Here is a 20,598-nt window from a genome sequence, read left to right on the forward strand (position 1 = left end):
TTGTGACATATGTCGTCACTTCGTCACAACGCCGTGGCGCAGTCGGCCTACCTCGACGCGGCGCGAGCCTGCATCCTCGACGTCGGCTGGCGGCGTACGACGCTGACCGAGGTCGCCCGCCGGGCCGGGGTCAGCCGGATGACGATCTACCGCGCCTGGCCGGACATGCCGGCGGTGCTCGGCGACCTGATGACCCGCGAGTGGGGCGAGGTCGTGGCCCGCGCCGTCGCCGGCACCGACGCCGCGCTCGGGGAGTCCGCCGACGCGGCCGCGCGGATCGTGGCCCAGGTCGTGGCGACGACTCGCGCGCTGCGCGACAACGAGCTGTTCGTGCGCATCGTCGAGCTCGACCCACAGCTGCTCCTGCCCTACCTGCTCACCCGGCGGGGTCGCAGCCAGGAGGCGGTCGCCGCGCTCACTGCCGAGCGGCTGCGCGAGGGGCAGCAGGACGGCAGCGTCCGTGACGGCGACCCGGTCGCGATGGCCCGCGCGCTGCTGCTGGCCACGCACGGCTTCGTCCTCAGCGCCCACACCATGGTCGACGACAGCGTGAGCGAGGCCGACCTCGACCACGAGCTCGAGCACCTCGTCCGCAGCGTCGTCTCGCCATGACCCGCATCCGGGCCGGTCTCGCCGACGCTCCGCTCGAGGTCGACGTGCTCGTCGTCGGGCTCGGCGTCACCGGCGCCGGCTGCGCGCTCGACGCCGCCGCCCGCGGCCTGTCGGTCCTGGCCGTCGATGCCCACGACCTAGCGTTCGGGACGTCGCGCTGGTCCAGCAAGCTGGTCCACGGCGGCCTTCGCTACCTCGCCAGCGGCCAGGTCGCGGTGGCCCGCGAGAGCGCGGTCGAGCGCGGCATCCTGATGGAGACGACGGCGCCGCACCTCACCCACGCGCTCCCGATGCTGCTGCCCCTCGACGGGGCGACGCGCCGCCGGGACGCGGCGCTGCTCGGCGCCGGCTTCCGCGCCGGCGACCTGCTCCGGATCGCCGCCGGCACCTCCCGCGAGACGTTGCCGCGACCGCGGCGGATCTCCGCCACCGAGTGCCGCCGGCTGGCTCCGGTGCTCACGGCTGGCACGCGTGGGGGGATCCTGGCCTGGGACGGCCAGCTCGAGGACGACGCGCGGCTGGTCACCACGATCGCGCGGACCGCCGCCCGGCTCGGTGCACAGGTGCGCACCCGCGCCCGGGTGCTGTCCGTGCACGGGCTCGGCGCGATGCTGCGCGACGAGCTCACCGGCACGACCCACGAGGTCACGGCGCGGGCGGTCGTGAACGCCGCGGGGGTGTGGTCCGGCGACCTCGTCGACACCGTGAGGCTGCGGCCGAGCCGGGGCACCCACCTCGTGCTCGACCCGGGTGCGCTGTCCGGGCTCGCCGTCGCCCTGACCGTGCCGGTCCCGGGCGAGCGCAACCGCTTCCTCAACGTCGTGCCCCAGCAGGACGGTCCGATCTACCTCGGCCTGACCGACGTCCCCGTCGAGGGCGAGCGGCCCGACGTGCCCGAGCCGACCGAAGCCGAGGTCGAGTTCCTGCTCCAGACCGCGTCGGCGGCCCTGGCGCGACCGTTGTCGCGCGCGGACGTCGTCGGCTCCTACGCCGGCCTGCGACCGCTGCTCCGCGCGCCCGGCCGCACCGCCGACCTGTCGCGCCGGCACGCCGTCCTGACCTCCGGCGACGGCGTCGTCACGGTCGTCGGCGGCAAGCTCACGACGTACCGCCGGATGGCGCAGGACGCGGTGGACGCCGCCTGCCGCCAGGGCGGGCTGGACGCCGGGCCCTGCACGACCGCACGGCTGCCACTGGCCGGCGCCGCCCCGCGGCCCGAGCTCGCCCGGCTGGCTGCCGAGTCGCCCTCGCCCCGGCTCGTCCGCAGGTTCGGAGCCGATGCCGCGCTCGTGCTCGCCTCAGGTCGCGACGTCTCGGGCCTGGGCGACGCGGAGCTGCTCGAGCCGGTGGCGGACGGGCTTGCGGTGACCCTGGCCGAGCTGCTCTTCGGGATCACCCACGAGGGGGCCCACGACGTCGGCGACCTGCTGGACCGGCGGACCCGAGTCGGGCTCCGCGACCGCGACCGGGGCCGGGCCGAGCCGGCGGCTCGACGGGCGCTGACCCTCACCCGGGCAACGGTTCGTTAAATCACCACTCAGGCCCTGCCCAAATGAGCCCGCAGGCCTTAACGTCTAACCATGCTCGAGCCCAGGGGGGCGGACTCCAGCATGTTCGAACCTGCGACGGACGACTCCGCCCGTATTGTGCACGCTGCTCGCGACGCGCTGTCGCAGGGCAGGATCGCAGAGGCCATGGATGCGGTCGAGCGCGCCCGCCCGGACCTCGGTCTCAGCGACGGCCAGCGGGCCTCGCTGAACCTCACCGGCCTGCTGGGCAAGCTGGCTCTGGGCGATCTGCGCGGCGCGGCGGCGTACGCCCGTGAGCTGACCAACCTGATGCGCGTGCGGGGCCCGGTCGGGGCCATGGCGTCGTACGGGCTCGGTGAGTTCGCGGCCGCCCGCAGCAACGCCGACCAGGCCGTCAGCTACTTCGAGCGGGCCGGTCAGGAGCTCGCGTCGTCGCGCTCCCCCGCCCGGCCGGCCAGGTTCGCGCCGTTGCCCTGGCGCAGCGGGCTGGCGCGGGTCCTCGCCGGGCGCGGTGAGGTGACGGCCGCCGCCGCGCTGGTCGAGGCCGAGCTCGCCGACGCTCGCGCCACCGGCACGCCGTACGACATCGCCTCGGCGCTGCGCACCTACGCCGCCATCGCCGCGACCAACCGCCGCGTCGGGTTGCTGGACGAGGCCCTCGAGATCCTCGACGGCTACGCCGCCGCGCGCCTGGACGCTCAGATCCGGACCGACCTCGCGGGCTGGCTGCTGCTGCTGCACCCGGGCGAGTCGGCGCGCGCCATCGACCTGCTGCGCAGCGCCGAGAAGTACGCGCGCCACGAGGAGCTCACGCCCCTGCTCTCCCGCATCCGCTGGCTGCTGGAGCGCCTGGGCGAGGCGCCGGACGGCGAGCTGCCCGGCCGGCTGGCCGAGCTGAGCGCCGCCGAGCGCCGGGTCGCCCAGCTCATCGTCGTCGGCAAGCGCAACCGCGAGATCGCCGCCGAGCTCGGCGTCAGCGTGAAGTCGGTGGAGTGGCACGTGTCCCACATCCTGCGCAAGCTGTCGATCACCTCGCGCCACGAGCTCGCCGACGCCCTCTCGGGCCCGCGCCAGCCCCGCTGAGCCGGATCGTGGGTCGCCTGGCTCACGCCAGTGCGCCCCCGTCGGGGTAGTCCCTGACAGATCCGTCGTCGTTCGGGCTGGACGGCGGCCGTTCTGTCAGGGACTACCCAACCTGGACGGTCGTGGTGGTCGTCGCGAGGGACGGGCGGGTGGGCAGCGTGGCCCCGGTGAGCCTCTGCCGGGTCGGCGTCAGCCGGGGATCGACACGTAGGTGGTGTCGAGGTACTCGTCGATGCCCTCGAAGCCGCCCTCGCGTCCGAAGCCGCTGGCCTTCACGCCGCCGAACGGAGCGGCGGGGTTGGACAGCAGGCCGGTGTTCACCCCGACCATCCCGAACTCCAGCGCCTCCGCCATCCTGACCGTACGGGCGAGGTCGCGGGTGTAGACGTAGGAGGCCAGACCGTACTCCGTGGCGTTGGCGAGCTCGATCGCCTCGTCGTCGGTGGTGAACGTCGTGATCGGAGCGACCGGGCCGAAGATCTCCTCGGTCACGATCCGCGACCCGGCCGGGACGCCGAGCAGCACGGTCGGGGAGTAGAAGTGACCCGGCCCTTCCGGCGTCTCGCCGCCGGTGACCAGCTGAGCGCCGTCGTCGACCGCCGCCCGCACCAGCGCGCCGACCGACTCCACGGCGTCGGCGTTGATGAGGGGCCCGACGTCGGTGCCCTGCGTCTGGCCGCGGCCGGTCTTCAGCGCTCCCATCCGCTTGCCGAGCCGGTCGGCGAAGTCCTGCGCGACCGACTCGTGGACCAGGAACCGGTTCGCGGCGGTGCAGGCCTCGCCCATGTTGCGCATCTTGGCGATCATCGCGCCGTCGACCGCAGCGGCGACGTCGGCGTCCTCGAAGACCAGGAACGGCGCGTTGCCGCCGAGCTCCATCGACACCCGCTGGAGCTGGTCGGCCGACTGCCGCACGATGACCCGGCCCACCGGCGTGGAGCCGGTGAAGCTGACCTTCCGCAGGCGCTCGTCGGCCATCAGGGTGGCGCTGAGCGCCTTGGAGTTCGACGTCGTGACGGTGTTCAGGACCCCGCCCGGCAGCCCGGCCTCGCTCATCACGCTCGCCAGCGCCAGCATCGTCAGCGGCGTCAGCTCGGCGGGCTTGACGATCATCGTGCAGCCCGCCGCGACCGCGGGGCCGATCTTGCGGGTGCCCATCGCGAGCGGGAAGTTCCACGGCGTCAGGAAGAGGCACGGACCCACCGGCTTGCGGATCGTCAGGAGCCGCGCGCCACCCGCCGGCGCGGTCATCCAGCGGCCGTGGATGCGCACGGCCTCCTCGGAGAACCACCGGAAGAACTCCGCGCCGTAGGTCACCTCGCCCTTGGCCTCGGCGAGGGTCTTGCCCATCTCGAGGCTGATCAGCTCGGCGAAGTCGTCGGCCTGGTCCATGATCGCCTCGAACGAGCGCCGCAGGATCTCCCCGCGCTCGCGCGGCGGGGTCGCCGCCCAGTCGGCGGCCGCGGCCACGGCGGCGTCCAGCGCGGCCATCGCGTCGTCGGTGTCTGCGTCGGCCACGTCGGTGATCACCGACTCGTCCGCCGGGTCGTGCACCTCGAACCTCGCGCCGGTCCGCGATTCGCCCCAGTCGCCGGCGATGAAGAGCCCGCGGGAGCCGGTTTTGGCCAAGAGGTCTAGTCCAGTCATGGAATCAGCCTGTCATTGCGTCGAGTTTGGCAAAAGTGTTCACGGCGTCGTCGCGAGTCTGACACCCTGTGACCATCGGCCAGGGGGCATGCCCGCCGGACGATATCGAGCCCCTCGCTGACCCCATGCTGCGAGGGGCTCGCCCCATCTCCGGTCCCCGCTCCGACGACGCCCCCTCTTGAATCCGGCGCTCGACAGGAGTTGGTTTGGTCTCCACTGGTTCCGGCTCGGCGGTCGGATGGACCGCCGGGTCTCGAGCAGACCTGGAGGCTGCCGTGGCGGACAAGGCGGGCGGGCGTAGAGCAGCGGGCCAAGATCTCGGGGCGAGCAGCCCCGACCGGATCCGCAACGTGGTGCTGGTGGGACCCGGAGGGTCCGGCAAGACCACGCTGGTCGAGACGCTGCTCGCCTCCGCCGGGGCCATTCCCCGGCCCGGGAGCATCCAGGACGGCTCCACCGTGTGCGACTTCGAGGAGTCCGAGAAGTCCCACGAGCGCTCGATCTCGCTGGCCGTCGCCCCCGTCGTCCACCGCGACACCAAGATCAACTTCGTCGACACCCCGGGGTACGCCGACTTCGTGGGCGAGGTCCGGGCCGGCCTCCGGGCCGCCGACTGCGCGCTCTTCGTGATCGCGGCCAGCGAGGCGGTCGAGGGCGCCACGGCATCGCTGTGGCGCGAGTGCGCGGAGGTCGGGATGCCCCGGGCGGTGGTCATCACCAAGCTCGACCAGGCCCGCGCCGACTACGACGGCGTACTCCAGGCCGCGCAGGCGGCGTTCGGGGACAAGGTGCTGCCGTTGTACGTCCCGGTCCGCGAGGCCGGCGGCGGGGTGACCGGCCTGGTGGACCTGATGACCGACGACGGCGATCACGCTGGCCTCCGCGGGGCGCTGATCGAGGGGATCATCGAGGAGTCCGAGGACGAGACCCTGATGGACCGCTACCTCGGCGGCGAGGAGCTCTCCCACGACAACCTCACCGAGGACCTCGAGAAGGCGGTGGCCCGGGCGAGCTTCCACCCGGTCGTCCCGGTGTGCTCGATGAGCGGGGTGGGCTGCGCGGAGCTGCTGGACCTCGCCGTCGACGGCTTCCCCTCCCCGCGCGAGCACCCCTCTCCGGACGTGTTCACACCGGCCGGCAAGGACGCTGACCCGATCGCCGGCGACCCCTCGGGACCGCTCGTCGCCGAGGTCGTCAAGACCGCCAGCGACCCCTACGTCGGCCGGGTGAGCCTGGTCCGGGTCTTCTCCGGGACGCTGCGCGCCGACGAGCCGGTGCACGTCTCCGGCCACGTCTCGTCGTTCTTCTCCGACTCGGCCGGCAGCGGCCACGAGGACCACGACGAGGACGAGCGGATCGGCTCGCTCTCCTACGTCTTCGGCGGCTCCTACGTGCCGGCGAGCGAGGTCGTCGCCGGCGACCTGTGTGCCATCGGCAAGCTCAGCCGGGCCGAGACGGGCGACTCGCTGTCGTCGATCGACCAACCGCGCGTGCTGCGACCCTGGTCGATGCCGGAGCCGCTGCTCCCGGTGGCGATCGTGGCGAAGAGCAAGGCCGACGACGACAAGCTCTCGCAGGCGCTCGGCCGGCTGGCCGCGGAGGACCCGAGCCTGCGGGTCGAGAACAACGCCGAGACCCACCAGCTGGTGCTGTGGTGCATGGGCGAGGCGCACGCCGACGTACTGATCTCACGGCTCGCCGAGCGATACGCCGTCCACGTCGAGACCGCGCCCTTCCTGGTCTCGCTCCGGGAGACCTTCGGTGGGACCGGGCAGGGCCTGGGGCGACACGTCAAGCAGTCGGGAGGGCACGGGCAGTACGCCGTGTGCCACATCCAGGTCGAGCCGCTGCCGGAGGGTGGCGGCTTCGAGTTCGTCGACAAGGTGGTGGGCGGCGCCGTACCGCGCAACTTCATCCCGTCGGTCGAGAAGGGCGTCCGGGCCCAGATGGAGCGAGGGGTGCGCGCCGGCTATCCGATGGTCGACCTGCGGGTCACCCTGACCGACGGCAAGGCGCACAGCGTCGACTCCTCCGACATGGCCTTCCAGATGGCCGGGGGACTTGCCCTGCGCGAGGCCGCGACGGGGACGAGCGTGACGATGCTCGAGCCCTACGACCTCGTGGCGGTCGTCGTCCCCGACGAGCACGTCGGGGCGGCGATGAGCGACCTGTCCTCGCGCCGGGCCCGGCTGCTCGGCACCGACAAGCTCGGCGACGACCGGACCGTGATCAACGCCGAGGTCCCCCAGACCGAGCTGGTGCGGTACGCCGTCGACCTCCGCTCCGCCACCCACGGCGCCGGCTCCTTCACCCGCTCGTTCGGCCACTACGAGCCGATGCCCGAGGACGTCGCCCGTCACGTCTTCACCCGCGAACGCTGACCGTGCCCCACCCCCTTCCGCCGAGTCGGCACGTGCCGACTCGGCGCGAAATCAGCGTACTTCTCTGCCGACCCGGGGGGTTTTCGGAGCACTTTTGCGCCGAGTCGGCGGGGCGGCGGGGGTCAGCGGGCGAGGGCGCCGCGGAGGAACTGCTCGAGGAGGGGGCCGGCGACGCCGGCGCCGGTGTGGCCGACGTTCACGAAGGCGCACACGGCCAGGTCGCCCTGACCGGCGATCATCCAGGCGTGGGTGAGCCGCTGGCCGCCGCTGTCGAACTCCGCCGTCCCGGTCTTGGCGATCACCGGAGGCCCGGGGACGTCGAGCAGTCCCTCGCCGGTGCCGTGCTCGACGACGCCCCGCAGCATCTGCTTCAGCGCCGCCTCCTGCGAGCCCGTGATGGACGGCGTGCGGACCGGCGGCGGCTGCACCGACGTCACGAGCTGGGGTACGACGGTGTGCCCCGCCAGCACCGAGGCCATCACCGTCGCCATCGTCATCGGCGAGGCGAGGATCTGGCCCTGCCCGATCATGTCGGCAGCCTTGGTGGTCTCCGAGGTCGGCGGCACGACGTTGCCGAAGTACGCCGGGAAGCCCAGGTCGTGGTCGACGCCCATGCCGAGCGTCGCCGCCGCGGAGACGAGGTCGGAGCTGCCGAGCTTCGTGCGCTCGTTGATGTAGGCGGTGTTGCAGGAGTTGGCCAGCGCCGTCGCCAGCGTGATCCGGCCGTTGGCGCCGGGCGGGTACTCGCTGTCGTTGGTGAAGATCTTGCCGTCGACGTCGACGCTGGTCGGGCAGTCGATGGGCGACGACGGCGTGACGCCCTGCTTGAGCAGCGCCAGCGTGGCCACGGTCTTGAACGTCGAGCCCGGCGCGTAGCGGCCATACGTCGCGTCGTCGTACCCGTTGTTGCCCGGCCCGTTGGCCGCGACCAGGACGGCGCCGGTCGACGGCCTGATCGCGACGATCGCGCTGGGCGGGCCGACGGTGGACAAGATGTGCTCGGCCAGCATCTGGAGCCGCGGCTCGAGGGTCAGCCGCAGCGGCGGGCCGCGATGGGCACCCTGCTTGAACAGCGTGCGCGACGTGCCCGACCCGTCGACGGCCGTGACCACGACACCCGGCGCGCCGCGGAGCTGGGCGTCGTAGCGTGCCTCGAGCCCGGAGAGTCCCGCGAGGTCACCGGCCCGGTAGACGCCGGGGTTGTCCTTGATGATCTCGGCGGTCACCGGCCCGACGGTGCCCAGGATCGGCGCCGCGAACTCCTTGGTGATGCCCAGCGGCAGCTGGGTGGCGATCGCGTCGACGCCCTTGATGCCGGTGTAGTGGGCGGTGACCGTCGAGGGCACCTCGTCCTGGCGGTACACGATCGCCTGGACGAACGCCTTCGGGCCTGCCGCCTTGACCTGTGCGACGTACGGCGCGACGTCGATGCCGACCAGCTGGGCCAGGCTGCGGGCCGACGCGGCGGCCTTGGACGCCGAGACCTTGAGCCGGTCGACGCCCAGCTTCACGACCGGCCGGTCGGTGACGAGCCCGATGCCGTGCGGGCCGAGGATGTCGGCGCGTCTGGCCGACTCGGTCGCGGCGTGCAGAGTCTCGCCGGTCCTCAGCGACGACGCGACCACGCTCGGTGCCCACTCGACCTCCCACGCGCCGCTGCCGGACTTCGTGCGCAGGGCCGCCTTGGTCGAGTACGTCCAGCCCGAGCCGACCGGCCAGCTCCAGCTCAGCGTCGCGGTCGCGTGCTGGTCGTCGCTCCTGGAGACCGACGAGACCGTGACCTTCGGCTTCACCTCGCCCAGGCCGGCGACGTCGGCGGCGTACTCCTGCTGGATCTCGGCCACGGTGCCGCCGGTGAGCCTGACCGCGGACAGGTCGCCCGAGGACAGGCCGGTCGCCAGCGCGTCGGCGGTCGGGTCCGGCGAGGGCCCGTGGCTGCCTCCGCACGCGGCGAGCGCCGGGACCAGGGCCAGCGCCAGGACGGGTACGACGTGCAGCCGGCGGCGGGACCCCATGCCGGTCATCTTGTCACCGGCTCGGTCGCGGGCTCAGTCGCGGGCTCGGTCACCGGCTCGGTCGCGGGCTCGGTCAGGTGGGCCGCGCCGCCGTGGCCGTGACCCGCACGCAGCAACGGTCCGCGCCCGGGTCGAGCCGGGCGCGCGTCCGCGTGCACCCGAGGCCGTCCAGCACGCCCTCGACGTAGTCGAGGTTGACCCCGCACACCAGCGCGGCGTGCGCCCGGGCCAGCGCGCCGAAGGGACAGTTGCGCAGGACCAGGCCGTCGTCGCCGCGGGCCGGCTCGAACCCGCGTCCCGCCAGGACCCCGGCCGATCGCTCGAGCTCACCGCCCACCTGGTCGCCCACCTGGTCGCCCACCTGGTCGTACGCCGAGCCGTCGCGGCGGCCCGCCGCCCGGGCCTCCTCCGCGAGGGCCCCGGCGAGCGGGGCGCCGTCCAGCGACCTCTCCACGGCGGCGGCGAACACCTCGCCCACGAGGTCGTAGCCGCGCCGGGGCACCGAGACCGCGAGCTCGACGTCTGATCGCCGGTACACCTTGGCCGGTCGGCCGGCGCCCGGCCCGGTGCGGCCGGAGAGCCGGCGCTGGCCGACGTCGAGAAGGCCCTCCGCGACCAGCTTGTCGAGGTGGAACCGGGCCGTGTGCAGGGGCACGCCGGCCTCCCGCGCCGCCTCCTCGCGACCGATCCCGTCCCCGCGCGCGACCACCGCGTCGTACAGCCGCCGGCGGACCGGGTCGGCCAGCGCACCGATCGCGGAGTACGGCGAGGCGGCCGAGGACCGTTCGGTCCGTTCGGCCATCTCCTCACCACCTCGTGCTTGACGCCCGCGTTTCTAACAGACATATTACTCACACTTAGACTTCGCGTCCAGGAGGAGAGCAGCATGAGCGAGGCGGTGGCCCTTCCCCTCGACCGGGGTGTCGAGGAGATCCCGCGGCGTCCGCGGATCGCTCGCCACGACCCCGGGATCGACCTCGAGCGGGCCGAGCGCGCCGCGGCCGAGATGCTGGCGGCCCTCGGTCTGCCGGTCGACTCCGAGGACCTGGTCGAGACTCCGCGCCGGCTGGTCCACGCCTATGCCGAGATGCTGACGCCGCCCGAGTTCGACTCCACGACGTTCACCAACTCCTCGGGGTACGACGAGCTGGTGCTGGTCTGCGACATCCCCGTCCGCTCGTTGTGCGAGCATCACCTGCTGCCCTTCACCGGGGTCGCCCATGTCGGCTACCTGCCCGGGACTCGCATCCTGGGCCTGTCGAAGTTCGCGCGTACCGTGGAGTTCTTCGCCCGCCGAGCGCAGACCCAGGAGCGACTGACCGTGGAGATCGCCCAGCACCTCACCGAGCGCCTCCAGCCGCTCGGGGTCGGCGTCGTGATCGAGGCCGACCACACCTGCATGAGCCTGCGCGGGGCGCGGGCCGACGGCGCCCGCACGGTGACGGCGTCCCTGCACGGCCGGCTGCGCGACGACGCGCGCACCCGCGCCGAGTTCCTGTCCCTGACCCGCGACCGCGTCTCGAGATCCGGAGGTTCCCGGTGAGTGCTCCCATCGTCCTGGTCGGCGGCGGTCTGGCCGCCGGCACCGCCGTCCGCGAGCTGCGCTCGCAGGGATACGCCGGCGACCTCGTGGTCTTCGCCGGCGAGCCCCACCCGCCGTACGAGCGACCGCCGCTGTCCAAGGGGTACCTCCTCGGCAACGAGCCGGCCGAGAAGGCCCTGGTCAACGTCGAGAGCTGGTACGCCGAGCACGACGTCGACCTGCGCACGGGCGTCACCGTCGACTCCGTCGACCCCGCTGCCCGCACTCTGCGCGCGGGCGGTGAGGAGCTGACCTGGACCGGTCTGCTCCTGGCCACCGGCGCGACGCCGCGGCGGCTCGCGATGGCCGACGACTCCGGCGCACCGGTGCACTACCTGCGCACGCTCGACGACTCGACCGCCCTCAAGGCGCACCTCACCCCAGGTGCCCGGATCGGGATCATCGGCGGCGGGTGGATCGGGCTCGAGGTCGCCAGCGCCGCCCGCCAGGCCGGCGCGGAGGTCGTGGTGCTCGAGGCCTTGGAGCAGCCGCTGCTCAACGTCGTCGGGCCCGAGGTCGGGGCGCTCTTCGCCCAGCTCCACCGGGAGCAGGGCGTCGACGTCCGCACCGGCGCCCGGATCGAGACCATCGTGGCACCCTCGGGAGCAGACTCGGTCGGCACGACGATCGGGCTGGCCGGCGGGGACACGCTCACCGTCGACCGCCTGGTCGTCGGCGTCGGCGTCCTGCCGGTCGATGACCTCGCCGGCAGCGCCGGGATCGCGGTCGACAACGGCGTCCTGGCCGACGCCGGTCTGCGCACCTCCGCGCCCGGCGTCCTCGCCGCGGGCGACGTCGCCAACGTCGACCACCCGGTCCTCGGCCGGCGGGTACGGGTGGAGCACTGGGACACCGCGATCAAGCACGGCACCGTGGCCGCCACCAACCTCCTGGGCGGTCAGGCCGCGGCCGACCACCTGCCGTACTTCTTCACCGACCAGTACGCCCTGGGCCTGGAGTACGTCGGCCACCCCGGCCCCGAGGGCTTCGACAGGGTCGTGGTCACCGGCGACACCGAGGGGCCGGTCGAGGGGCGGGTCTTCCGGGTGTGGTGGCTGCGCGGCGACCAGGTCGTCGCGGGGATGCACGTCAACGACTGGGACGCGATCGACCGGGTGCGCGAGCTGGTCGGCACCGACGCCGACGAGGCCGCGCTCGGCAGCTGACCGCACTGCGCCGGGTGCTGGCACAGGTGGCCGCCTCGGGTCACCGGACGACCCTGCGACGACCCTGCGACGACCCTGCGGACAACCCCGCGACCGCCGCTCAACCGCTGACGACCGGCAGCCTCTCCAGCGCAGCGGCGACGGCCTGCTGGAGCTCGACGTCGTCCCACGTGTGGTCGACCAGGTCGCCGCGCAGGTAGGCGTCGTACGCCGCGAGGTCGAGGTGGCCGTGCCCGCACAGCGCCGTGAGGATCACCTTCTCCTCGCCGGACTCCTTGCACGCCAGCGCCTCCTCGACCGCCGCGGCGAGCGCGTGGGTGGGCTCCGGTGCGGGCAGGATCCCCTCGGTGCGCGCGAAGAGCACGCCGGCGGCGAAGCACTCCGACTGCTTCTTGGCGACGGCCTCGAGCTCCCCGGTCGCGTAGAGATGGGAGATCAGCGGGCTCATGCCGTGGTAGCGAAGCCCGCCGGCGTGGATCGGGTCGGGGACGAAGTCGTGCCCGAGCGTGTGCATCTTCATCAGGGGTGTCATGCCCAGGGTGTCGCCGAAGTCGTAGGCGTAGGTGCCCTGGGTCAGTGAGGGGCAGGACGCCGGCTCGACGGCCCGGATGGTCGGCGACATCGTGCCGGCCCACCTCTCGCGCAGGAAGGGGAAGGCGAGGCCGCCGAAGTTCGAGCCCCCTCCGGTGCAGCCCACCAGCAGGTCCGGCGTCTCGCCCACCATGGCGAGCTGGAGCAGGGCCTCCTCGCCGATCACCGTCTGGTGCATCAGCACGTGGTTGAGCACGCTGCCCAGGGCGTAGTTGGTGCCGGGGTCGCCGGCCGCCATCTCGACCGCCTCGCTGATCGCGATGCCGAGGCTGCCGGTGCTGTGCGGATCTTGGGCGAGGATCGTGCGCCCGGCGTTGGTCAGGTCGCTCGGGCTCGGGTGGACGGTGCCGCCGAAGGTCTCGATCATCGTCTTCCGGTACGGCTTCTGGTCGTACGACGCCCGCACCTGCCACACCTCGCACTCGAGGTCGTACTGCGCGCAGGCGAACGCCAGCGCCGTCCCCCACTGGCCGGCTCCGGTCTCGGTGGTGAGCTTCTTGATGCCGGCCTTGGCGTTGTAGTACGCCTGCGGGACCGCGGTGTTGGGCTTGTGCGAGCCAGCCGGGCTCACGCCCTCGTACTTGTAGTAGATGCGGGCCGGGGTGCCGAGCGCCTGCTCCAGCCGGGTGGCCCGGAAGAGCGGCGACGGGCGCCACAGGCGGTAGACGTCGAGGACCTCGCCGGGGATCTCGACGTACTGCTCGCCGGAGACCTCCTGGAGGATCAGGTCCATCGGGAACAGCGGCGCGAGGTCCTCGGGTCCGACCGGCTGGCCGGTGCCGGGGTGCAGCACGGGCGGCGGCGGCGTCGGCAGATCGTGGAGGACGTTGTACCAGCGGGTCGGCTGGTCGCTCTCGGACAGCAGGATCTTGTGGGGGGTCTGCGACGGGGGCATGGCTCAGCGTGGCACCGCGTACGACGTGGTGCCAGCCCCCTCGGCTCGCGGCGGCCTCCGCGCGGGGTCGGGCGGTCGCCGTAGCAATGTGGTCTGGGTCACACGCGTGGTCGGGAATGAAGCGGACCGGAGTGCGGTTTTCGCTGCCAGTGGTTGAAACTTCAATCCTGAGAAGGGACCCGCCTCACCATGACCAACAGCCAGTTCGACCCCGCCACCACCGTCATCGAGGACATCGCCGGTGACTACGTCATCGACGCCTCGCACTCGCACCTGGGCTTCAGCGCCCGCCACGCGATGGTCACCACCGTCCGCGGCTCGTTCAAGGACTTCGAGGGCTCCGCGCACGTCGACACCGCGACCCCGGCCAACAGCAAGGTCGAGCTGCGGATCAAGGCCGACAGCATCGACACCGGCGTCGAGGACCGCAACGCCCACCTGCGCGGCGGCGACTTCTTCGAGGTCGAGTCGCACCCCGAGATCACCTTCAGCTCGACCCGGGTCGAGCGCGACGGCGACGACTGGACGATCACCGGCGACCTGAGCATCAAGGGCACCACCCAGCCGATCACCGTCGAGTTCGAGTCCACCGGCTCCGCGCGCGACCCGTTCGGCAACCTGCGGATCGGCTTCGAGGGTCACACCACGCTCTCTCGCAAGGACTGGGGCCTGACCTGGAACGCCGCGCTCGAGACCGGCGGCTTCCTGGTGTCGGACAAGATCAAGCTCGAGTTCGACATCTCCGCCATCGCCCAGTGACACACCTCGCCGAGTCGGCCTATGACGACTCGGCGTGATTTGAGCGTCGTTTTGCGCCGAGTCGGCGTCGTGGGGACGTACCTACGCGCCGACTCGGCGTTGCTTATGGGGGTGCGGCAGCGGGGCGGGACTGGTGGGATGTCCCTCCATGAGCACCCTGGACCTGCCGGACCCACTGACCTCCCGGGTCCTGAGCCAGGCTGACGCCGAGGCCGTCTACGAGCTGGCCGCCGCGCAGGAGCAGGCCGACATCGGCAGGGTCGAGGTCGAGCTGGCCGACATCCTCAGCGACTGGTCACGACCCAGCTGGGACGTCGCCACCCACACCCTCGGCGTCTTCGACGGCGACCGGATGGTCGCCTACGGCGAGATCACCGGCGCCGACCGCGGCGACGCCGCCGTCCACCCCGACTACCGGCGGCGCGGCATCGGCACGGCGGTCGCCGGCTGGATGCGGCAGACCGCCCTCGACCTCGGCGGCGAGGGCTACGGCAGCCCGGTGCCCCAGGGCTCCGCCGGCGACCGGCTGCTGGACAGGCTCGGCTACCGCGTGCGGTGGACCAGCTGGGTGCTCGACCTCCCCGAGGGCACCGAGGTCGCGCCGCGCGCGCTGCCGCCGGGCTACGCCGTGCGGGGGGCGACGCCCGACGACTACCACGCCATCCACGACGTCATCGAGGACGCCTTCTTGGAGTGGTCGGTCCGCGAGCGCGAGTCCTACGAGGACTACCACGCCTCGGTGATCGGCCGTCCCGGCTTCGAGCCGTGGAACCTCCGGGTCGTCACCGACCCCTCGGGCGAGGTCGTCGGCGCCGCGGTCGTGCTGATGTTCGCGGGGCCGCCCCCGGAGGCGTTCATCGAGCGGCTCGCCGTACGTCGCGACCAGCGCCGCCAGGGGCTGGCCCAGGCGCTGCTCGCGGACGCGTTCGCCGAGGGCCGCTCACGCGGGGCGACTCGCCAGTGCCTCTCGACCGACTCGCGCACCGGCGCGCTGAGCCTCTACGAGAAGGTCGGGATGGTCGTCGGGGACGTCTGGCTGAACCGCGCGACCGGCGTGTGAGAAGGCGGCGCCACGCGGGTGGTAGCGCCAGGCGAGCAGCATCTCAGCGCCAGCCGGCCTGGTAGTGGCGGTCCCAGGGCGGCCGCGGGCCACGCCGGCCACCACGCGCCCGGTGGACGACGCGCCGGACCACGACGACGTAGAGGACCAGGGCGACCAGCAGGAACGGCGGGTGGTGGAAGCCCCACCAGAGCACGATGACGGCGAGCAGCGCCTTGAACAGGAACGGCATCCGCGGCCACGCTGGTCGCCACCCGCGAGGAGCGCGCTCGGCGCGCGCCGGGCGCCCGGCCTGCTGAGCCCGCGGCCGCAACGCGGCAGGACGCGGGAGGTCGCGGAAGACCGGCGTCAGGTCGGCCGCGGTGCGGGCGGCCCAGATCTTCTCCAGGCGCTCGGCGTGCTCGTCGGCGCTGATCCGGCCCATCGCGTAGTGCTCGCCGAGCTCCCGTGCGGCCACCTCGCGCTCGGCGTCGCCGATGCGCAGCGCGTCGTTCATCGCTCCTCCTCGGACTCCGGACGGTCGCCCAGGTCGTCGACCTCGCCGGGATGGTCGGCGAGGATGCCGTACAGCGCGCGTCGCGCGTCCATCAGGACCCCGATCGCGGCCCGCCGCTGCTCGTCGGTGCCGGTGCTGATGATCTGCCACACGGCGTTCATCACCCGCCCGAGCTCGGGCTTGAGCGAGGCGAAGTCGGGCCCGTCGCGACGAGGGTCCTCGCCCCGGCCCGCACCGCCCTCGCGGTCTCGCGAGAACGGCGCCCACACCTCGGCGACCTCGTCGGCGTGCTCCTCGAGGTAGGTCCGGCCCTGCTCGGTGAGCCGCAGCGGCCGCCGGCCACGCTCGTCGTCGCCCTCGACCAGCCCCTCGTCCTCGAGCTGCGACATCGTCGGGTAGACCGACCCGGGGCTGGGACGCCACTCGCCGTCGGTGCGGTCGGCGATCTCACCGATGACCTGGTAGCCGTTCAGCGGGCCGTCGGCGAGGACGGCGAGGATCGCCACGCGCACGTCGCCCCGTCGTACGCGCGGTCCGCGCGCGCGCTCCTGCTGGGCCATCCCGAACAGCCCCGCGAGCCACGGCGGCGGTCCGCCCCGGCCACCTCGCCCGCCTCGGCGCGACGACTGGCCCCAGGCTCCGCTGCCCCACGGGCCGGCCCAGTCGTCGTCGCCGGGGCCCCCGTGGCCCTCCCAGCCACGGCCGCGGCCGTGCTGCTGGAGCATCGTCTCGAACTCGCGTCCCCAGTCTCTGCGCATCGTGCTTCCCCTACCTCGGCGATACCTCGGCGATACCTCGCCGACCGTTCGCGATATATCGCGAGAGTACGCGTGCTCATCTCGCCGCGCAAGGGCACGCGACCACCGCGGCCGACCGCGGCCGACCGCGGCGTCCGATCAGGTCGCGGCGCCGGTTGGTCGTCGTCGCGAGGGCCGAAGACGCTGAGCCCGTCGAGGGTCGGCAGGTCCAGGCCGGTGCTCCAGGCAGAGGTCTGCGCCCGCGAGCGCCGGGAGAGGTACATCCGGAACAGCTCGTAGTCGGGTACGGCGTCGAACGCCCGCCCGTGCTCGCCCAGCGACGGCGCCATCGCCTCGACCACCGGCAACCACATCGGCTCCCGAGGGGCGCCCTTGCCGAGCGCCTCGTGGAGGTCGGCGTGATGGACCGCGAGGTTCCACGCCAGCGCGGGTCGGTCGTTGCCCGCCAGGGTGGCCAGTACCGGCTCGGCGCAGGAATGAATCTCCACGACGGGCTCCGCCATGCTGCGCCGGGCACGCTCGCGGACGTGGCGCGCGGTCCAGGCATCGCCCGGGGCACCGTCCATCCGTCCGCTCACGACGTCGTCGGGGAGCCGGCGAGGTGGGCCAGGACCTCGCGCACGGTCCACGCCGCGGTGGCGGGCACCCGCGTGGCCAGCACGGCCTGGTCGGCACCCTCGGCGAGCGCGGTCACGGCCTCGACGTTGGCGTGCTGGAGCGCGCCCCAGTCGGTCATGGCCACAACGCGGTGACCCGGCCGTCGCACAGTCAGCCGGTGTTGCGCATCCCGGCCGCGATGCCGTTGATCGTCAGCAGCAGGGCGCGCTCCAGCGCCGGGTCGTCCTCGCCCCGGCGATACCTCCCGAGCAGCTCGATCTGGAGGTGGTGCAGCGGCAGCAGGTAGTTGTCGCGGATCTCCAGGGTCGTCCGCAGGGTCGGCTCGCCGTCGAGCAGGGCGCGCTCGCCGGTGACCGTGCGCAGCCGCTCGAGGGTGAGGTCGAACTCCGCCCGGACCACGTCGAGCAGCGGGCGCAGCGGCTCCGGCGCCAGCGCGACGTACCGCTCGGCGATGTCGAGGTCGGTCTTGACCAGGGTCATCGAGACGTTGCCGAGGAAGGTACGGAAGAACGGCCAGGCGCCGTACATCTCGCGCAGGACCTCGACGTCTGCGACCGCGGCCAGGCCCGAGCCGACCCCGAACCATCCGGGCACGATCTGGCGCGACTGGGTCCAGCCGAAGACCCACGGGATGGCCCGCAGGTCGTCGATGCCCGCGTCGGCGCCGGGACGGCGAGCGGGGCGCGAGCCGATGTGGAGCGCCCCGAGCAGGTCGACCGGCGTGGAGGTGAGGAAGTACTCCGCGAGCCGCTCGTCGTCCATCAGGCCGCGGTAGCGCTCGTGCGCGGCCTGCGAGATCCGGTCCATCGTGCGGTCCCAGCGCGCGGCCTGCTCGGGCGTACGGCGGTCGGTGCGGTGGAGCACGCTGGCCTCGAGCGTCGCCGCGAGGGCGAGCTCGAGGTTCTGGCGGGCGAGGGCGGGAAGGGCGTACTTGTCGCTGATGACCTCGCCCTGCTCGGTGATCTTGACCTCGCCGTCCACCGTGCCCGACGGCAGCGACATGATCGCGTCGTACGTCGGGCCGCCACCACGTCCCACCGAGCCGCCCCGGCCGTGGAAGAACCGCAGCCGGACGCCGTGCCGGCGGGCGACGTCGCGCGCCCGGCGCTGAGCGAGCTGGATCTGCCACTGCGAGGTGGTGATGCCACCGGCCTTGTTGGAGTCGGAGTAGCCCAGCATCACCTCCTGGACGTCTCCGCGCAGCCGCACGAGCTGGCGGTAGGACGGCTCGGCCAACAGCTCCTCGAGGATCGACTCGGCCTGCTCGAGCTCGTCGACGGTCTCGAGCAGGGGCACGAACCCGATCCGGGCGACCCCGTCGGCGAGGTCCACCAGTCCCGCCTCGCGGGCGAGCACCACGGCCGCGAAGACGTCGTCGGCCGTATGGGTCATCGACACGATGTAGCTCTCGACCGCGCGTGGGCCGAGCTCGTCCAGGGCCCACCGCACCGCTTGGAAGGTCTCGGCGGTGACGGCGCCCTCGTCGTCCAGCGGCAGCGGCTCGTGCGCCAGCGGCCGACGGCTCGCCAGCTCCTCCCCGAGGATCTTCGCACGGGTGACCGCGTCCAGCTCGGCGTACGGCACGGCCAGCTCGCCGGCCCGGTCGAGCAGCTGTCCCACGGCGTGGTGGTGCTTGGCGGAGTGCTCGCGGACGTCGAGCGTGCCCAGCGTCAGGCCGATGGCGGCGACCGTGCGGACCAGGCGCTCGACCTCGCCGCCGGCGACCACCGGGCCCTGTTGCTCGAGCACCGAGCGCCGCAGCAGCAGGAGGTCGTCGAGCAGCTCGGTGTCGTCGGCGTAGTCGCGGTGCGGGACGTGGCGCGCCCCGGCCTGGAGCCGGCGCTCGGTCAGGGCCAGCCGCACGTCCACGCAGGTGAGGTAGAGCCGGTAGGGCTCCTCGGCGTTCAGCCGCCGGTAGCGCGGCTCCACCTCCGGCAGCACGGGCAGCACCGCCGCGAGGCGCTCGGCCAGCTCGTCGGAGACCGCGCCCAGCCGGCTGCTCACCGACAGGTCGCGACGCAGCTCCTCGACGAGTCGGCGCAGCAGCCGGATGCCGTGCACTCCCTGGAGCACCAGCACCTCGCGGGTCGTCGCCGGCGTGACCCGGGGGTTGCCGTCGCGGTCGCCGCCCACCCAGGTGCCGAAGCGCAGCGGCCGCACGTCCGGTGGCAGGTCGACCCCGATGGCGGCCAGGCCGTCGCGCAGCTCCTCGAGCACGTCGGGCAGGGCGGCGCCCGAGAGCCCCTCGAGGTAGTACACGACGTTGCGGGCCTCGTCGGTGGGCTCGGGCGGCTCGATGCGGATCTCGTCGGTCAGCCAGAGCAGCTCGACGGCCTCCTCCAGGCGACGGGTGCGCCGGGGCGTGTCCGCCTCGGCCAGCAGCGCGGCGACGCGGCGCAGCTTGTCGATGGTCGACCGACGGGCCACCTCGGTCGGGTGGGCGGTGAACACCGGACGCACGCCCACGTGGCGCATGATCTCGGCGACCTCGTCCGCCGCGACACGGGCCTCGGTGATCCGTCCGACCGCCTGCTCCACCCAGCCGCCTCGCTCGTCGCGCATCCTGGTCAGGCTCCGCCCGCGGTGGACCTGCTCGGTGATGTTCGCCAGGTGGAAGTACGCCGTGAAGGCCCGCACGAGCCGGGTCACCGTCGCGAGGTCGAAGTCGGGCAGCTCGTCGAGGCTGCCGTCCTTGGCATGGCCCCGGACCCGCTCGACCAGCTCGAGGAGCTCGGGGCCCTCGGTGCGGGCCAGGGTCTGGCCGAGGATGGAGGTCACCCGGCGGATGTCGCGCCGTAGCGCCCGGTCCGGCGACCGGTCCGGAGCACGGTCCGGAGCACGGTCCGGAACGGGGGGCTGCTCGACCATGCCTCCCATGGTCACCGACCGGTCGACCGCATTCCCCCGACGTTCACCCACCGGTCACGCCGACTCGGCGCAAAGGTACGCACAATTCCCACCGAGTCGGCGAAGAAGTACGTCGCAAACACGCCGAGTCGTCCTATGACGACTCGGCGGAGGGGGCAACCACGGATACCCCCTCCCGGTACAGTTCCGGCATGGAGACGCCCGGCTACGTGCATGACAAGGACGACGTCCTGACCCGGCTACGACGCATCGAGGGGCAGGCGCGCGGGTTGCAGCGGATGGTCGCCGACGAGCAGTACTGCATCGACATCCTCACCCAGGTCTCGGCGATGACCAAGGCGCTTCAGGCGGTCGCGCTGCGGCTTCTCGACGACCACCTGGCGCACTGCGTGCGCGACGCCGTGGCGACCGGGGAGGGCGCCGAGGACAAGCTGTCCGAGGCGTCCGCGGCGATCGCGCGGCTCGTGCGCTCCTGACGCGCCGGTTGGGCCTGACGCCCCCGACGGGCAGGATGGAGGTCCAGCCACCTCAGGAGATG

The 20,598-nt window shown here is 73.0% G+C and carries 17 protein-coding genes; 9 read left to right on the top strand and 8 right to left on the bottom strand.

Features of this window, described 5'->3' with window-relative positions; genetic code table 11:
* Nucleotides 1-9: 9 nt before the first annotated feature.
* The 3 genes from VHW64_RS06140 to VHW64_RS06150 are packed head-to-tail and all read left to right on the top strand — an operon-like array spanning nucleotide 10 to nucleotide 3,224.
* Nucleotides 10-612: a TetR/AcrR family transcriptional regulator gene (locus VHW64_RS06140; protein WP_329649633.1), complete on the top strand. Its 603-nt coding sequence runs from the start codon at nucleotides 10-12 to the stop codon at nucleotides 610-612.
* Complete coding sequence (locus VHW64_RS06145; RefSeq protein WP_329649634.1) at nucleotides 609-2,141, top strand: glycerol-3-phosphate dehydrogenase/oxidase; 1,533 nt, start codon at nucleotides 609-611, stop codon at nucleotides 2,139-2,141. Before VHW64_RS06140 ends, VHW64_RS06145 begins: the two co-directional genes overlap by 4 nt.
* Nucleotides 2,142-2,192: 51 nt before the next feature.
* Nucleotides 2,193-3,224: a helix-turn-helix transcriptional regulator gene (locus VHW64_RS06150; protein ID WP_329649635.1), complete on the top strand. Its 1,032-nt coding sequence runs from the start codon at nucleotides 2,193-2,195 to the stop codon at nucleotides 3,222-3,224.
* Nucleotides 3,225-3,413: 189 nt separating this feature from the next.
* Here the strand turns inward: VHW64_RS06150 and VHW64_RS06155 are convergent, their stop codons facing one another.
* Nucleotides 3,414-4,871 carry an NAD-dependent succinate-semialdehyde dehydrogenase gene (locus VHW64_RS06155; protein WP_329649636.1) on the bottom strand — a complete coding sequence of 486 codons (1,458 nt, stop codon included), beginning with the start codon at nucleotides 4,869-4,871 and terminating at the stop codon, nucleotides 3,414-3,416.
* Nucleotides 4,872-5,146: 275 nt separating this feature from the next.
* Between VHW64_RS06155 and VHW64_RS06160 the strand changes: the two genes are divergently transcribed.
* Complete coding sequence (locus tag VHW64_RS06160; RefSeq protein WP_329649637.1) at nucleotides 5,147-7,252, top strand: elongation factor G-like protein EF-G2; 2,106 nt, start codon at nucleotides 5,147-5,149, stop codon at nucleotides 7,250-7,252.
* Nucleotides 7,253-7,374: 122 nt separating this feature from the next.
* Here VHW64_RS06160 and VHW64_RS06165 read toward each other — a convergent pair whose 3' ends face one another.
* Both VHW64_RS06165 and VHW64_RS06170 read right to left on the bottom strand, forming a co-directional pair.
* On the bottom strand, nucleotides 7,375-9,267 hold the full coding sequence (locus VHW64_RS06165) for a penicillin-binding transpeptidase domain-containing protein (protein WP_329649638.1): 1,893 nt from the start codon (nucleotides 9,265-9,267) through the stop codon (nucleotides 7,375-7,377).
* A 73-nt stretch (nucleotides 9,268-9,340) separates the two neighbouring features.
* A complete protein-coding gene (locus tag VHW64_RS06170) occupies nucleotides 9,341-10,069 on the bottom strand; it encodes a helix-turn-helix transcriptional regulator (protein ID WP_329649639.1) in 729 nt (242 codons plus the stop codon).
* 84 nt (nucleotides 10,070-10,153) lie between these two features.
* Here VHW64_RS06170 and folE point away from each other — a divergent pair, with 84 nt between their 5' ends.
* Together folE and VHW64_RS06180 are read left to right on the top strand one after the other, a co-directional pair.
* Complete coding sequence (gene folE / locus VHW64_RS06175; protein ID WP_329649640.1) at nucleotides 10,154-10,810, top strand: GTP cyclohydrolase I; 657 nt, start codon at nucleotides 10,154-10,156, stop codon at nucleotides 10,808-10,810.
* Nucleotides 10,807-12,015 (top strand): NAD(P)/FAD-dependent oxidoreductase, encoded by a 1,209-nt coding sequence (locus VHW64_RS06180; RefSeq protein ID WP_329649641.1) that lies wholly within the window; start codon nucleotides 10,807-10,809, stop codon nucleotides 12,013-12,015. Before folE ends, VHW64_RS06180 begins: the two co-directional genes overlap by 4 nt.
* 100 nt (nucleotides 12,016-12,115) lie before the next feature.
* Here the strand turns inward: VHW64_RS06180 and VHW64_RS06185 are convergent, their stop codons facing one another.
* Nucleotides 12,116-13,501 (bottom strand): TrpB-like pyridoxal phosphate-dependent enzyme, encoded by a 1,386-nt coding sequence (locus tag VHW64_RS06185; RefSeq protein ID WP_329649642.1) that lies wholly within the window; start codon nucleotides 13,499-13,501, stop codon nucleotides 12,116-12,118.
* 189 nt (nucleotides 13,502-13,690) lie between these two features.
* On the opposite strand from VHW64_RS06185, the gene VHW64_RS06190 reads away from it, so the two are divergent.
* Together VHW64_RS06190 and VHW64_RS06195 are read left to right on the top strand one after the other, a co-directional pair.
* Nucleotides 13,691-14,260, top strand: coding sequence for a YceI family protein (locus tag VHW64_RS06190; protein WP_329649643.1), 570 nt, complete (start codon nucleotides 13,691-13,693; stop codon nucleotides 14,258-14,260).
* A 148-nt stretch (nucleotides 14,261-14,408) separates the two neighbouring features.
* Complete coding sequence (locus VHW64_RS06195) at nucleotides 14,409-15,320, top strand: GNAT family N-acetyltransferase (RefSeq protein WP_329649644.1); 912 nt, start codon at nucleotides 14,409-14,411, stop codon at nucleotides 15,318-15,320.
* Nucleotides 15,321-15,363: 43 nt separating this feature from the next.
* Here the strand turns inward: VHW64_RS06195 and VHW64_RS06200 are convergent, their stop codons facing one another.
* From VHW64_RS06200 to ppc, 4 genes are all read right to left on the bottom strand, one after another.
* Entirely contained in the window at nucleotides 15,364-15,816 is a 453-nt protein-coding gene (locus VHW64_RS06200) for a DUF1707 domain-containing protein (protein ID WP_329649645.1), read from the bottom strand.
* Nucleotides 15,813-16,574: a PadR family transcriptional regulator gene (locus VHW64_RS06205; RefSeq protein ID WP_329649646.1), complete on the bottom strand. Its 762-nt coding sequence runs from the start codon at nucleotides 16,572-16,574 to the stop codon at nucleotides 15,813-15,815. The genes VHW64_RS06200 and VHW64_RS06205 overlap by 4 nt, the downstream gene beginning before the upstream one ends.
* A gap of 574 nt (nucleotides 16,575-17,148) precedes the next feature.
* The gene (locus VHW64_RS06210; protein ID WP_329649647.1) at nucleotides 17,149-17,310 is read right to left on the bottom strand and encodes a maleylpyruvate isomerase N-terminal domain-containing protein; all 162 of its coding nucleotides are present in this window, start codon (nucleotides 17,308-17,310) and stop codon (nucleotides 17,149-17,151) included.
* Nucleotides 17,311-17,342: 32 nt separating this feature from the next.
* A complete protein-coding gene (gene ppc / locus VHW64_RS06215) occupies nucleotides 17,343-20,060 on the bottom strand; it encodes a phosphoenolpyruvate carboxylase (protein ID WP_329649648.1) in 2,718 nt (905 codons plus the stop codon).
* A 191-nt stretch (nucleotides 20,061-20,251) separates the two neighbouring features.
* Between ppc and VHW64_RS06220 the strand changes: the two genes are divergently transcribed.
* Entirely contained in the window at nucleotides 20,252-20,536 is a 285-nt protein-coding gene (locus VHW64_RS06220) for a metal-sensitive transcriptional regulator (RefSeq protein WP_329649649.1), read from the top strand.
* Nucleotides 20,537-20,598 lie beyond the last annotated feature (62 nt).

The sequence above is a fragment of the Nocardioides sp. genome (genome assembly GCF_036267815.1).
GTDB lineage: Bacteria > Actinomycetota > Actinomycetes > Propionibacteriales > Nocardioidaceae > Nocardioides.

What these genes read in the sequence shown, in the direction of transcription:
- VHW64_RS06165 (WP_329649638.1), bottom strand. Translation starts at nt 9,267, where the DNA reads ATGGGGTCCCGCCGCCGGCTGCACGTCGTACCCGTCCTGGCGCTGGCC.
- VHW64_RS06190 (WP_329649643.1), top strand. Translation starts at nt 13,691, where the DNA reads ATGACCAACAGCCAGTTCGACCCCGCCACCACCGTCATCGAGGACATC.
- VHW64_RS06200 (WP_329649645.1), bottom strand. Translation starts at nt 15,816, where the DNA reads ATGAACGACGCGCTGCGCATCGGCGACGCCGAGCGCGAGGTGGCCGCA.
- VHW64_RS06205 (WP_329649646.1), bottom strand. Translation starts at nt 16,574, where the DNA reads ATGCGCAGAGACTGGGGACGCGAGTTCGAGACGATGCTCCAGCAGCAC.
- VHW64_RS06140 (WP_329649633.1), top strand. Translation starts at nt 10, where the DNA reads ATGTCGTCACTTCGTCACAACGCCGTGGCGCAGTCGGCCTACCTCGAC.
- VHW64_RS06170 (WP_329649639.1), bottom strand. Translation starts at nt 10,069, where the DNA reads ATGGCCGAACGGACCGAACGGTCCTCGGCCGCCTCGCCGTACTCCGCG.
- ppc (WP_329649648.1), bottom strand. Translation starts at nt 20,060, where the DNA reads ATGGTCGAGCAGCCCCCCGTTCCGGACCGTGCTCCGGACCGTGCTCCG.
- VHW64_RS06150 (WP_329649635.1), top strand. Translation starts at nt 2,193, where the DNA reads ATGCTCGAGCCCAGGGGGGCGGACTCCAGCATGTTCGAACCTGCGACG.
- VHW64_RS06220 (WP_329649649.1), top strand. Translation starts at nt 20,252, where the DNA reads ATGGAGACGCCCGGCTACGTGCATGACAAGGACGACGTCCTGACCCGG.
- VHW64_RS06195 (WP_329649644.1), top strand. Translation starts at nt 14,409, where the DNA reads ATGAGCACCCTGGACCTGCCGGACCCACTGACCTCCCGGGTCCTGAGC.
- VHW64_RS06145 (WP_329649634.1), top strand. Translation starts at nt 609, where the DNA reads ATGACCCGCATCCGGGCCGGTCTCGCCGACGCTCCGCTCGAGGTCGAC.
- VHW64_RS06155 (WP_329649636.1), bottom strand. Translation starts at nt 4,871, where the DNA reads ATGACTGGACTAGACCTCTTGGCCAAAACCGGCTCCCGCGGGCTCTTC.
- VHW64_RS06185 (WP_329649642.1), bottom strand. Translation starts at nt 13,501, where the DNA reads ATGCCCCCGTCGCAGACCCCCCACAAGATCCTGCTGTCCGAGAGCGAC.
- VHW64_RS06210 (WP_329649647.1), bottom strand. Translation starts at nt 17,310, where the DNA reads ATGACCGACTGGGGCGCGCTCCAGCACGCCAACGTCGAGGCCGTGACC.
- folE (WP_329649640.1), top strand. Translation starts at nt 10,154, where the DNA reads ATGAGCGAGGCGGTGGCCCTTCCCCTCGACCGGGGTGTCGAGGAGATC.